Raw genomic sequence first — 13325 nt, forward strand, 5'->3', positions numbered from 1 at the left:
GTGGTCAATGCCGTCATTGACAGGTTGTCCCCGTCCCTACAACCATCTCAAGAATAATACATCGGTGCCACTGACCAGGTGCCCTTAGATCTCGACACCTAAGAAGGGTGTCTCGCAACACGGAGGAGGGAATGCGACGCTGCGCCGATCAGGTTGACTGCGGATATGACAACCGGGACAGCGATTTATTTTGTAGAGCATGTGCACTGCCGTTACTCGACACCGCTCTGGCTGGTCGTTATGTAGTGGAGGCCTTATTAAGTAAAGGTGGTTACGCGGCAGTATTTCGTGGTATAGACCAAAATCTATCTCGTCACATTGCTATCAAGGTGCTGTTGCCCAGTAAAACTACGCCCAATGAACGCGATCATTTCCTGCGTGAAGCACGGATCGCTGCGACGCTGGATCATCCTAACATCGTTCCCATACTCGATTATGGTAAAGATGGCTCTAGCGTCTTTCTCGTTATGCCTTTGTATACGGTTGGCTCTTTACGAACCCGACTGGCACAGGTCGATGGCCCTTTACCAATTCAGGAAGTTATTCATAATTTCCATCAGCTCGCCAATGCCCTGTACTATGCTCATACCCGCCAACGCCCAATTATTCATCGTGATATTAAGCCGGAAAATATTTTGATCCACCAGGAGGATTATCGCCTGGTGATTACCGATTTTGGTATTGCGCGCTCGCTTGAACCCGGCGCACGCGTCGGTAAAACGATCACTGTACGCGGTACTGTTGGCTATATGGCACCAGAACAAAGCAGCGGCATCGTCGATCCACGCAGTGATCAGTACGGCAGCGCGGTAGTGCTCTATGAAATGCTGACAGGCTTTCATCCCCTCGATCCACGCGGTGGTTCTATCCCAATGGTCACGACGTTGAATCCAGAGTTGCCGCCCATACTGGATACAGTGATGCAGCGTGCACTCGCGAGCCGTCCTGAGGATCGCTACGCGAATATGATGGAGTTTATGCGCGCCTTTGACTATGCTTATCGGCCAAACACAAAAATGCGCAATTCATCGTCTGGCTCGGTACTGGATGATTCCATCAATGTGCCACGCCATATGACGCATTCAGCTCAGTCTAACAACGGCATTAATCCACCACCGCCACGTGGCACTAAGGGCCAGATGCTCCCGAGCAGCAGCTACAGCCAGAATGTACAGTATCAGTCGCGAGGGAATATCAGTACGGGCAGTGTGCGGGAGAAGTGCCGTGAGGGAGATCAATATCTGAAACAGCAGGCGTACTCGCAGGCCTTGATGGCCTACGAGGAGGCGCTACGCATGGATCATGTTAATTTTTATGCCTGGAATGGCAAGGGAACGGCACTCTACAACCAGGGCAATTATCGTAAAGCGCTCGAAGCCTATCAGCGCGCGACCGAGATCGAGCCCAACAATGCTATCGTCTGGGTGAGTGCTGGATTGGTGCTTAACCGGCTGCAACGCTATCAGCAAGCGTTGGTCCATTTTGAACGGGCCCTGGCTATCGATCCACTCTATGTCGCGGCCTGGAATGGTAAAGCGGACACCCAGCTGGATATGAATATGCCCGAGGAGGCCTGGGCCTCTTATGAGCAAGCCCTGAAAATTGATGCGCGTAGCTTCCACGCCTGGAATGGCCTGGGCAATGCTCGCTCTAGCTTGCATGATTTTAATGGGGCGGTCGATGCCTATACACGGGCTTTATTGATCAATCCACGCAGCGCGGTGGCCTGGTGTAATAAGGCGGAAGGACTGATTCGCCTGGGACACAATAAAGCGGCCCTGGATGCCTTGAACGAGGCAACCGAAATGGACAAAAATTATGCTCGTGCGTGGCTCTTAAAAGCTGAGGTCTATGAATCTCTGGGTAATTCTCAAGAAGCGCAGAAAGCTCGGCGCAGGGCTAATCGCTGGGGCTTAAAAAGTTAAAAGCAACTTTCATGGGTTGGTGTCTCAAGGCACGCAGCGCCTTGAGACACCAACCCATGAAAGTTGCTACATTTTCTTCTGTGTTCACTCCTCGCGCTTCCATTTGCGGGCATAAAAGACGAGTTCGCGCAGGGCTTTCACGATTACTGCGGGCTTAGCGCCGGTAGCCTGCCCCTCCCGGCGTGGTAAATGCTTGACGCCGACCTCGGCATACGTGTGGCCAGCTCGCTTAAATTTATACAGAATTTCCGCGTTAATCATGGCCCCACGCGTCTCCAGAGTCAGAGTTTGAAAGAACTCTGAGCGGTAAAGTTTGAAGGCACAGTCCAGGTCGCGTACCCGCACGCCCAGTACCAGGTGCACCAGTTGCTTCCATCCCCAGGCATTCAATTTACGAATCCAGGGATCATGACGGGGATTGCGATAGCCTAAGACGGCGTCAAATTTCTCAATGAGTGGGAAAAAGCGTTCCAGGTCATAGATGTCAAACTGGCCGTCCGCATCCATAAAAAAGACCAGGTCCTTGCTAACAGTATGAAAGCCAGTTATCAGGGCGGCTCCGTAGCCTCGGTTCTGTGAATGATGCATCAAGCGCACGCGCGGCTCATCTCCGATCAAGCGCTCGATAATGTCGCGGGTGTGATCTTTGCTGCCATCGTTCACCACGATAATTTCAAAGTTATCGGTCCATTTTCTCAGAGCAGTAGCCACTGTTGTTACCGTCTTCTCGATGACGGCCTCTTCATTATACGCAGGCAAGACCACCGATAGACTATAGGAAGGCTTGCCTTCAGCAATCTCCGCTAGCTCTGACGCCACATACTGTTCCGGCGCCACACCAATCTGCGCAGGCTGGCCCTGTATTGATGACATTGCAAACATATGCGGAACTATATTCGCCATTGACATACGTTTTTTCATTCCCTTCCACCACGTGAAGCAAAGCTTACGTTGGACCTGAGTAATTGCACAATAAACGAATGAATACTCCAAATAATTAGTTTCATGTGCCACATTATCAGTCTACCAGCGCACTCCAAAAAACGAAACATCCCCTCTACCGCTGTTAGTGCAAACGACCACTAGATGCAGTAGAGAGGATGAAATTATTTATATCTGTACTACATTGAACATTTATTTAAAGATGATGTCATCTAACTGGGGTAAACCTGGCTTATTCTGACGTCCATATCTATGACCATATTTACGCTCTCGGTGAAGTCCTAACCAGAGATGTACAAAAACTGCGCCAAAGAGAACAATAAGAAAAGAGAAGAATGTTACCAGATATGTACCCATAGTGTCCCTTGCCTTCTAGGAATGACGGGAACAAGTTCTATTTATATTTTCATCCATACTTAATGGAACGCAGTAGTCAAAGTATTATCAAACAAAGTGATATACAATGAAACATTATTATAGCACGTAACACACTTTGTAGTCAAAAACACATTTTGCCTCTATTCTGCTACCTCATTTATGCATGAGATAGCAGAATAGATTAGATGTTATAAGGCTACGGCTACTTCGGGATCAAGGCGAGGGAAAAGGAGGGGGCCAGCTACAACCTGGGAGAAAGGAATGCTACCCCAGGTGGTAGCCTGTTCCCAGGCACCTGCTTGAAAAGCTGGCAGTCCAAGTTGCTCGTAGATACGCTGGCTTGAACCGGGGATATAGGGGGCCAGCAGGATAGCCAGGATGCGCGTTGCTTCTGCCGCAGAATATAAGACGGTGTCCAGGTGCTGCTCTTCTCCCGTTTGCTTTGCTAGCTTCCATGGTTCGCTGTGCTCAATATACTGGTTGACGCGACGTACAAAACTCCATATCGTGCTCAGTGTCTGGCCAATCTCCCAGTTTTCGAGCGCGGTCTGCGCTTTCTGGAGCGTGACGCTGGCCATGTTTTGTAGTTCCAGTTCAGGAATACCGGGTCTACCGGCAGTGGGAACAGTGCCCTGGCGATAGCGCTTAATCATAGAGACGACGCGATTCAGCAGGTTTCCCAGATCATTTCCCAGTTCATCATTATAGAAACGCAATAGGCCAGCGCGTGAGAAGTCTCCATCCGAAGCAAATGAGAAGTTACGGGTCAGGTAGTAGCGTACAGCATCTACACCGACCTTCTCTACCAGCGCCACGGGATCAATGACATTGCCCAGCGTTTTAGAGATGCGCTGGTTTTCAATTGACATAAAACCATGCACTGGAATCTGCTTTGGCAGCGGCAAGTCGGCCGAAAGCAGCATAGCTGGCCAGTAGAGACAATGGAAACGGGTAATATCTTTGCCTATGACATGGGCATCGGCAGGCCAGTAACGCTGAAATTTCTGCTCATCGTCAGGAAAACCTACAGCCGTCAGATAATTGGTTAGCGCATCAAACCAGACATAAATGACGTGCTGTGGATCGTCGGGGATGGGAATGCCCCAGTTCTCAGTGCCTGGACGTACGCGACGCGAGACGGAGAAATCACGTAATCCCTGCTGGATAAGCGAGACAACCTCTGCTTTACGGGTGGCCGGTACGATAAATTCTGGATGGGACTCAATATGTTCCAGCAGGCGCTCGCTATATTTGGACAGTGCAAAAAAGTAGTTCTCTTCATGCAGCCATTCTGGCGACAGCGAGGGATGATTGGGACAACGACCTCCCACCAGTTCCTCAGTTGTGTAGAAGTTATTACAATTTGGACAGTACCAGCCTGAGTAGATGTCTTTATAGATATCCCCTTTGGCAACCGCACGTCGAAACATTTCCTGTGAGGCTCGCTGGTGACGTTCTTCAGTGGTCCGAATCCAGTAATCATAAGAGATGTCTAACGTTTGATAGACCCGCCGAAAGGTTTCATCCATTGTGTTAATCCAGAGGTGCGGTTCCACGCCTTTCTCATTTGCCTTTAAGAGCACATGCAGGCTATTTTCATCGATACCCATGCTAAAAAAGGTGTCATGTCCACACAGGCGGTGATAGCGCGCCACAACATCAGCCACGACTTTCTCTAACGCGTGGCCGATATGCGGAGCACCATTGGGATAATCAATGGCCGTCGTAATATAGTAGTGGGTTGAGCTACTCTCGTCTGTATCTTCCCCGGAATGCTTATATGTCATAGCGCTTACCTCGCAAAAAAATAACCAACAATCAATAAAAAAAGAGAGGAGCGCAGATTGTGTCATCTGCGCTCCTCTCTATATCTAAGCTTCCGCAATGCTCACCTTGTCAGGGACCCTAGAGATTTATAAGGAGAGACGCATGACACTCTGCTGCATACCATCATCATCATCTGAAACAACGGCATCCAGAAACGCATCGTATTCATCATAGACATAAAACTATGCTGCGTTTGTCGCAAAGTGAACTTACTCCTTATTTGACACTCTATAACAGGTATATCCAGCGATAGAAGATACAAGGTGCAACTTCTATTGATAGTACCTACCTTAAGTGTAGCTATAGTTATTCTCTTTTGTCAAGGTTTAGATGTCACTTTGCCAGGGCTGCCCTGCCTATATCTATGCCATTCTTCAGGCAGTCTTCGTTTTTGCTACCTGTTCTAAGCCCAGTACTTTGATCGCCTGCTCACGCAGCACGAACTTCTGCACCTTGCCACTGGCTGTCAGGGGATAGCTCTCCACAAACTGAAAGTAACTCAGATCAGGTGGCTCGAATATCCACAGAAACTTGATCAACATTGTCAAAAACAAACACCCATCTGGGCTCTCACATATGTTACAATTAGTAAAATCTCATCGTATGCACCTGATGTGCCAATCACGATGAGTCACATAGGAAACTAAACATACATTCTGAGACATATTTTTATACTTATTTCTCGCGAAAGGCTTCTAACATGGAATGCACGAACACAACGATCAGACCAGATCGCATACTTGATCTAGGGACGGAAGGCTGCAGCCGCTTATTGGAAAATATCGCGGATGCCATGGTTAGCCTTGAACCCGGACAGACCCTGCTGGTCATCGCCAATGATCCGGCAGCCCCACTGGATATCAAGGTCTGGAGCCGCACCACGGGAAATACATTATTGCAGTCCAATTTGATCGAGAATCAATACTTGATCCAGAAAAAACGCTCCTGATCGTAACGGAAGTTAGTGGACGCGCTCCACACGTATGACAAAAAGAATTCCCTGGAATAGCAAGGTGCAGGCCACCAGTAAAAAGATGGGGTTGATAACTTGCAGGAAGGTGCAGCAGAGCGCCAGCCCGAAGCAGATCCAGAGTATGGTTTGTTCGGTGGGCAGAAATGCGCGCTTGAGCCAGAGCAGGCTGACCAGCGCCACCACGATCAGTCCAATGGTTGCGACATAGAAGGGCAAGGCGAGATGTGGCGTGGCAAACCAGGCGATGATATTCGTGTTGTGTGGGTCCACTCCACTCTTATTATGCCCAAAGAAGAGAAGCGCCAGCGTCAGGGTGTTATAAAGCATATGCCAGCGATCCCAACCATTAAATGGGCGCACCAGGCGAAACAGTCCAACCACCAACAAGAACAATAGGAACCACCAGAGCAGCTGGTTGATGTCTATGGCTAGCACACTGCCTCCCAGAACAAATGAGAGCGGAGCCGAAGCGGTTCCAAAAAAGGGCAGGATCAGCACCAGCGCCAACGTGGTCATCCATACTATGAGATGTTCCAGGCGTATAATAATCAGCAGCCAGTTCCAGCTCTGCTGCTGCCATAGGTAGTTGCTATTGTTCAGGCTGGCAGATTTCATGCGGCGCCAGATAAGGCGTCCCAAAACAGCACCACCAACGCCAATGATAAGCCAGAGAAAGATCGCGGCCCCAACCTGATTTCCTACGACGATCTCCATTCCAACCTGCGACGAAATCTGCCAGCCGTGTAATACATGCGGGTCTGCCGCCAGGGAAGATGATGATGCATGAGACCAGACGGCAGCCTGCAGCAGGGCCGTCAACAGGGCGACCAGATAGATAATGGTGCGTTCGACGCCAGTAAAAAAGCTACGCGAGCGCAGGAACTGGACAACCAGCAACGACAGTAGTCCATATGCCACTATCTGGTTGACGTTGAGCAGGGATGTAAAAGATGTGGCAAACAGCCCTGTCAGAATTGGCACAGGATGAGCAACAGGCGTGTTTTCCAGTGTGTTTTGCAAGAGCACGCAGGGTATGGCTAGTATCGCCAACGAGAGTCGAGCCAGGCGCGTTGAACCGGAGACGATGAAGATCCATAGTAGAGCTATGAATAGTGGTCCCCAGCCTGGTAAGACGTTAAACACCATATCCTGATTTGTGCCAGGCTTGCCCATCCAGTACATCAGCGCCACCAATGGAGTCTGCACCAGTTCGTTGAGACTACCCAGGTGGAGTTGCAAAGGAACTGCGATAACGGCGATAATAAAAATCATCACCCGGTCCAGTGAGCCATAAGCTCTTATGATACGCATGAAAGAGCACAGGACACAACCCGCTAGACAGAGAATCAGCAGGCCATTGAGCAATTGCATGGCGATTGGTGAGGCTCCAGCAAAAAGGGTTCCCAGCGCGTCGCTTCCATAACTATAGGATAGACAGGCGTACAACAGCGCCATCAGGCCCAATGCCAGGTGGCTGGCCCAGGTCGCATACCTATCGTTGCGCCAGAGAGAGATCCCGATCAGCAAGAAGATGATCGCACCCAGAACCTGGCCGAAACGAATAGCGTTCAGGGCTGACTGCACGTCTGCAAAGGCAGGAAACGCCAGGCAAACAGCCAACAGACCTATGATTAAAGCGGTCAGAATATTCCTGGTCAGGGTATTCTGGATGGTCTTGCTGCTACGTGCCAGCACAACAAGACCCAGCAACAAGAGACAGAGGCACAGGGTTACCAGGTGCACAGATGCCTGCAATCCAACCATAGCATAAATACTGCCTCCGACCATGGCCAAAATGAGAGCCAGGAAAAGGAGACCAAAACGCCAGGACCAGACCGGCGGGGTGAAGCTCAGTGGCAGGTAGGTCGGGAAGTTCCTTATCACATACAGTAAGTTGCCCGGGAAAGCTGCCAGTCGGCTCCTGAGATGTGATAGGGACATGCAGGCAAGCTTGCTTTTGGCATTCCCATATATGCGAGCCAGGAATGGAATAACGACCAGGCTTAACCAGAGGCCGGCTTTGCCGGGCAGGTTATTATAGCGCTGCATCCAGCCGCCAAATTGTGCGGCATAGGCTGTTTTCGCATCGTAGAATGGATCGCTTCCATGCATGGATACGATAGTAGACACGCCATGTCGCTGCAAAGCGTTCAACTGCCAGTATACCTCATTGGCACTGGCTGGCCGCCTGGCTTCATCGGTAGCGACCAGCTGCTGGACCAGGTTGCTCAGTTCTACCGGTATGGATGGATTATAGTATCTGACCGGCAAGAAGTGGAATGGCGTTGGTTGATTGTCGTTCGGATGTCGGCCGGTCAAGCAGGAAAACAGTGTTGCCCCCAGGCTATACAGGTCTGAGCGCGGTGAGGTTTGCCCATGACCAAACTGTTCCGGTGGCGCATAACCAACTGAACCGAATGACTCGGTATCAAAACGTTGGCCCTGTTTAAACAGGCGCGCGATACCAAAATCGATCAGATAGACTCGTCCTTGATCCGTAACAATGACATTGCTGGGCTTGAGATCGCGAAAAACAATCGGTGGCACATGCTCATGCAAGTATCTCAATACAGCGCATAATTGCAGCGCATACGCGATGACCTGGCCAGCGGGCAGATAGCCAGTCGAACTCTCGTGCAGCAACTCCAGCAGTGTCTTACCTGAGATAAATTCCATCACCAGGTACGAACGGCCATTTTCGGTGAAGGCTGTATAGACCCGGGGCAGATTGGGATGATGCAGAGAACCCAGTAGATTGGCCTCGCCCTGAAAGCGTTGCTGTGCATCAGCAAGTTGCTCGGGTCGCAGGTTGGCCTGGCTCATCTCTTTGATAGCCACAACACGATTGTGCTCATAGGTATCCAGAGCCTGATAGACAGCTCCCATACCACCCTGACCCGCTAAGGCAACAATTTGATAGCGTTGGAATAAGAGAGAATGAGGTGCCAGGAACCCCGTATGGCTGATACCAAACATGTGTTCCGTCCCTTTATGAAAACTACACCCTGACGATAGAGCAGAGTATATGGATGATGCTAACGACTGTGCATCCCGCTAACCAGCAATTCCCGGACAGGATCGCACACTTATATAAACGTGAGATGATATCTTTTTTCCAATTGCCTTTATCCCAGCAATTGCAGCTACCCTCAAATCTCATCAATTTATTTTTGCCAGTGTGTCAAACATCCATACTGATGAGGAACCTGCACGTCCCCTTTCGGGCGGCCGCACACGCAGCCACACCTGTTTTTATTGAGTCGATGGCGCGTAGCGTCAGGGGCCGAAGGCACGACCCCCTCTGGCTTTAGACTCTATCTTATGTCTGCATTGACTTTTGAGGCGTCCTCGGGTATAATTTATTTACTACATTTTATAGGAGAAGCAACGAGTGATAGTCTTTAATTAACCATGAACAACCGTTCTGCACGTGTCAGGCTGTTTTTGTCTGTCCTTTCTGGTAGTTATGCCCAGAAAAGCTGCTTTGCGGTGACCTGGTGATGAAGACTTTCTTTGTTGTTAGCGACCTTTCAACCAAGAATTTTCCCCATATAATACATAAGCTCACAGATTTTCTGCCATCATCAGGTCTCCACCAACAATAGCATAGAGCGCTGTTAGATGCACAATAGATAAGTAACAATATCTGGCAGCGACCCGGCAGGCGTCACGCAACGACACATACAGCCATAGCCTTTACAGATAGAGTTTTATTCCGTCCCGATGACGGAAAGGAGCCAATTTTGCCGGAACAAATTATTCGTCAAGCAGAAAAAAATAATAACGAGCAGAAACCCATGCGTGGCCTGTTGGCCGATGCTCCGCTGCGTGCTATCCTGGTCAGCGTGGAAACCGTTGAGACCGATTGGCCGATCAATGAATCGCTCGATGAGCTGGAACAGCTGGCGTCTACAGCTGGAGTCCAATGCGTAGATCGCGTCATTCAGCGCATGGATCATCCTCATCCAGGTACTTTGCTTGGCTCGGGCAAGGTCCAAGAGCTGGCCGAGCTGCTGCGCTTTCACGATTGCGATGCGGTAATCTTTGACCTTGAATTACGACCAAATCAGCACCGCAACCTGGAACGTGAGATGGAAACACAGGTGCTGGACCGTACGGCTTTGATCCTGATCATCTTTGGTCAGCGCGCCCGTACTCGCGAAGGTCGGCTACAGGTTGAACTGGCCCAGGTTGAATATGACCTGCCGCGCCTGACGCGCCAGTGGTCCCACCTGTCTCGACAGAGTGGTGGTGGCACCAATCAGCGTGGTGAAGGTGAGAAACAGATTGAGGTTGACCGCCGTTTGCTGCGCCGCCAGAAAGATCAGCTGGAGGAGGAGTTGGAACAGGTACGCAGCCAGCGTCAACTACATCGCGAGCGCCGCAAATATGCTGGTGCCCCGGTAGTTGCCCTGGTCGGCTATACCAACGCCGGTAAGTCTACAATGCTGAATCGGCTGGCTGGTTCCCAGACATTGGCTGAGGATAAGCTGTTCGCGACGCTGGACCCGACTACGCGACGGGTACGCTTGCCTGGTGGCCAGGAGATACTTTTCTCGGACACGGTAGGATTTGTGCAGCGCCTGCCAACGACGCTGGTAGCCGCCTTCCGGGCCACGCTGGAAGAGGTGGCCGAGGCTGATCTGCTGGTGCATGTGGTCGATGCCTCGCATCCCCATGTGCAGCATCAAATCGAGGCCGTAGAGCAGGTGCTGGAGGAGATCGGGGGCGGTGGCCTGCCCATGGTGCTTGCCCTGAATAAGGCTGATCTCTTGCCCGCCGACCATCAGCTGGAGCTGCAAGGCATTGCCACCACCCTACCAAAAGTAGAGGTTTCGGCTATGCAGGGTACTGGCGTCGAGAATCTACTACGCTGCATCAGCGAGACTCTGGTGGAGCAATTTGTCGCCCTCGATGTGTTGATCCCATACGAGCGTGGGGAGCTAGTAGCCCAGTTTCACCAGTATGGCACCATTGAGCTTGAGGAATATGAAGAGGGAGGCACACACCTCCGTGGGCATATGCCTCAGAACCATAGTGGTCCATTCCAGGCATTCCAGCGTGCGGCCCAGCCAGCTAAAAAAGCCAGGCCCTCTCGGCGATCCAAACAGGAACTGGCCGAACAGGAGGAATCCAAACAAGAGGAATCCATTGTTTCGTAGTTTCGTTGCTTCTCAAGCTGCTTTTCAAGAGCTAGAAGGAGCTAGAAAGAGCCAGAAGATGACAGAGATACGCGATGGCTTTAACGGTCTGGGGATAGGGTTGGGCAACCTTTCCCGTCTCTCACATGCTAAGACACGATCAATCAGTGCTGAGAACTTTAGTGGTGAGAAAGGTCAGGGAGGAATGGCAACTGAAGGCACGGGCGCGTTTCACGCCCGTGACCTTGGCAGGGGTTGGAAGGTTTCTCCTTCGATTAAAATCGCTCCGCATAGCACCTTTACGCTGGCTGAGATCACAGGTCCAGGAGCCATTCAGCATATCTGGATGACGACTTTTCCAGCTCATTGGCGGCATTTGATTCTGCGCGCCTACTGGGATGGAGAAGAGGCACCCTCGATCGAGTGTCCCTACGGCGATTTTTTTGCCAATGGCTGGGGTGAGCGCTGCAATATCAATTCATTGCCCATCGCTGTCAATCCAGCGGGTGGCATGAACTCTTATTGGGAGATGCCGTTTCGCCAGAGCGCTCGCTGGACTATTGAGAATCTGAGCGATACAGAAGTGGTGCTCTATTTTCAAATTACCTATACTCTGACTGCTGTGCCTGAAGACGCGGGCTATTTTCATGCCCGCTGGCAGCGCAGTAATCCTCTGGCCTATAAAGAGGTCCATACCCTGCTCGATAACGTCAGGGGGCGTGGACATTATGTGGGTACCTACCTGGCCTGGCAGGTCAACAATCGAGGCTGGTGGGGTGAAGGAGAGATCAAATTTTACCTTGATGGCGATCAGGAGTTCCCGACCATCTGTGGCACTGGCACCGAAGATTATTTTGGCGGTGCCTGGAACTTCGAGCATCCACAGGGGCAGTATGGAACGTTCTCAACTGCTTTCCTGGGACTTCCACAGGTCATTCAGCCAGATGGGCTCTACAATAGCCAGCAGCGCTTTGGCATGTATCGCTGGCATATTATGGATCCCATTCGCTTTGAGGAGGATCTGCGCGTAACTATTCAGGCGCTGGGATGGCGTAGCGGTGGTCGCTACCTCGCTTTACAGGACGACATTGCCTCGGTCGCATACTGGTACCAGAATGAGCCCCATACCCCTCATCCAGCGCTACCTGAGTTGGATGGCCTGGAGATCATCTAGTAATAAACAGACAAAAAGCTCTCACTTCCACGCACAAAAGGAAGTCGAGAGCTTTTTTGCATCTATCTAGTGCGGTCGGGATAGGGAACGGCGCTGGCGCGTGGCCTCATATAATAAGATCGAGGTGGCGCAGGCGACGTTGAGCGATGAGGCAGAGCCAGCTATGGGAATACTGACCACGGTATCGCATAGCTCGCGATAAGCCGCGCTCATGCCCCAGGTTTCGTTACCCACTACTAATAGGGTTGGCTGCGTAAAATCGTGCTCGGTCAGCTCGCAGTCCCCTTTTTCATCGCTCCCCACTACATGAACACGCCCCAACTGCCGCCGAATGGTCTCAATCCAGGGTAGCAGTTCTTTTTGCGATGGCAGGCGCACCACTGGTAGGGCAAAGAAAGAACCGGTGGTGGCGCTAATGGTCTCGGGATCGTAGAGGTCTACGCTATGGCCAGTAATCACCATACCATCGACGCCTAAAGCATCGCAGGAACGAATAATGGTGCCCAGGTTGCCCGGACTGGAGGGACGATCGAAGACAACGACCAGCAGGTCGTCTTTCAGCGGAATGCGAGCAAGGTCATCCTCTGGCATGGTTACCAGGGCGATCAGTTCGGATGGCTCGGATTTATTGCTCAGTTTGGCGTGCAGATACCAGGGCAACTCATAGTGCACTTCGGCCTGCGAGTTTCGCAGAATATTCTCGGCCCAGTCCGACAATGGCTTATCGCGTGAATATAAGAAGGCGCGCACCGGCCAGTGATATTGTAGCGCCTGGTTGATGGGACGCACCCCCTCTACAAAGAATTCCCGCTGGCGTAGCCGTTTCTCACGCTTGCGCCGCAACGTCTCGGCATATTGAAAATCATTGTTCTCTGAATGTATTTTGACGATGCGTGGTCGTGTGCTCGATTTCATCCCTTACCTTCTCCCAATATGGTTGCCTTTACCCTATCTTATCATACGTA

At 51.1% G+C, this 13325-nt stretch carries 9 protein-coding genes; 4 read left to right on the forward strand and 5 right to left on the reverse strand.

Annotated features, from left to right (window positions below; genetic code table 11):
* The first annotated feature begins 131 nt into the window (after positions 1–131).
* A complete protein-coding gene (locus JMI88_RS07180) occupies positions 132–1925 on the forward strand; it encodes a serine/threonine-protein kinase (protein WP_201361112.1) in 1794 nt (597 codons plus the stop codon).
* Between the two features lie 84 nt (positions 1926–2009).
* On the opposite strand, the gene JMI88_RS07185 is transcribed toward JMI88_RS07180, so the two are convergent.
* The 3 genes from JMI88_RS07185 to JMI88_RS07195 form a co-directional block, all read right to left on the reverse strand.
* Positions 2010–2834, reverse strand: coding sequence for a glycosyltransferase family 2 protein (locus JMI88_RS07185; RefSeq protein ID WP_236022841.1), 825 nt, complete (start codon positions 2832–2834; stop codon positions 2010–2012).
* Between the two features lie 599 nt (positions 2835–3433).
* Positions 3434–5032, reverse strand: a complete 1599-nt coding sequence (metG, locus tag JMI88_RS07190) for a methionine--tRNA ligase (protein WP_201361113.1) — start codon at positions 5030–5032, stop codon at positions 3434–3436.
* 414 nt (positions 5033–5446) lie between these two features.
* Positions 5447–5620 carry a hypothetical protein gene (locus tag JMI88_RS07195; RefSeq protein WP_201361114.1) on the reverse strand — a complete coding sequence of 58 codons (174 nt, stop codon included), beginning with the start codon at positions 5618–5620 and terminating at the stop codon, positions 5447–5449.
* Between the two features lie 152 nt (positions 5621–5772).
* Here JMI88_RS07195 and JMI88_RS07200 point away from each other — a divergent pair, with 152 nt between their 5' ends.
* Positions 5773–6021: a sulfurtransferase TusA family protein gene (locus JMI88_RS07200; RefSeq protein ID WP_201361115.1), complete on the forward strand. Its 249-nt coding sequence runs from the start codon at positions 5773–5775 to the stop codon at positions 6019–6021.
* Positions 6022–6033: 12 nt separating this feature from the next.
* Here JMI88_RS07200 and JMI88_RS07205 read toward each other — a convergent pair whose 3' ends face one another.
* A complete protein-coding gene (locus JMI88_RS07205; RefSeq protein ID WP_201361116.1) occupies positions 6034–9021 on the reverse strand; it encodes a serine/threonine-protein kinase in 2988 nt (995 codons plus the stop codon).
* Between the two features lie 767 nt (positions 9022–9788).
* On the opposite strand from JMI88_RS07205, the gene hflX reads away from it, so the two are divergent.
* Both hflX and JMI88_RS07215 read left to right on the forward strand, forming a co-directional pair.
* The gene (gene hflX / locus JMI88_RS07210; RefSeq protein WP_236022842.1) at positions 9789–11207 is read left to right on the forward strand and encodes a GTPase HflX; all 1419 of its coding nucleotides are present in this window, start codon (positions 9789–9791) and stop codon (positions 11205–11207) included.
* Between the two features lie 58 nt (positions 11208–11265).
* Positions 11266–12360 carry a glycoside hydrolase family 172 protein gene (locus JMI88_RS07215; RefSeq protein WP_201361117.1) on the forward strand — a complete coding sequence of 365 codons (1095 nt, stop codon included), beginning with the start codon at positions 11266–11268 and terminating at the stop codon, positions 12358–12360.
* Positions 12361–12426: 66 nt separating this feature from the next.
* Here JMI88_RS07215 and JMI88_RS07220 read toward each other — a convergent pair whose 3' ends face one another.
* On the reverse strand, positions 12427–13275 hold the full coding sequence (locus JMI88_RS07220) for an RNA methyltransferase (RefSeq protein WP_201361118.1): 849 nt from the start codon (positions 13273–13275) through the stop codon (positions 12427–12429).
* Positions 13276–13325: the final 50 nt, after the last annotated feature.

The organism is Dictyobacter formicarum, assembly GCF_016587435.1.

Coding starts and splice junctions, on each gene's coding strand:
- JMI88_RS07185 (WP_236022841.1), bottom strand. CDS start 2,834: ATGTCAATGGCGAATATAGTTCCGCATATGTTTGCAATGTCATCAATA.
- metG (WP_201361113.1), bottom strand. CDS start 5,032: ATGACATATAAGCATTCCGGGGAAGATACAGACGAGAGTAGCTCAACC.
- JMI88_RS07205 (WP_201361116.1), bottom strand. CDS start 9,021: ATGTTTGGTATCAGCCATACGGGGTTCCTGGCACCTCATTCTCTCTTA.
- JMI88_RS07220 (WP_201361118.1), bottom strand. CDS start 13,275: ATGAAATCGAGCACACGACCACGCATCGTCAAAATACATTCAGAGAAC.
- JMI88_RS07215 (WP_201361117.1), top strand. CDS start 11,266: ATGACAGAGATACGCGATGGCTTTAACGGTCTGGGGATAGGGTTGGGC.
- JMI88_RS07200 (WP_201361115.1), top strand. CDS start 5,773: ATGGAATGCACGAACACAACGATCAGACCAGATCGCATACTTGATCTA.
- JMI88_RS07180 (WP_201361112.1), top strand. CDS start 132: ATGCGACGCTGCGCCGATCAGGTTGACTGCGGATATGACAACCGGGAC.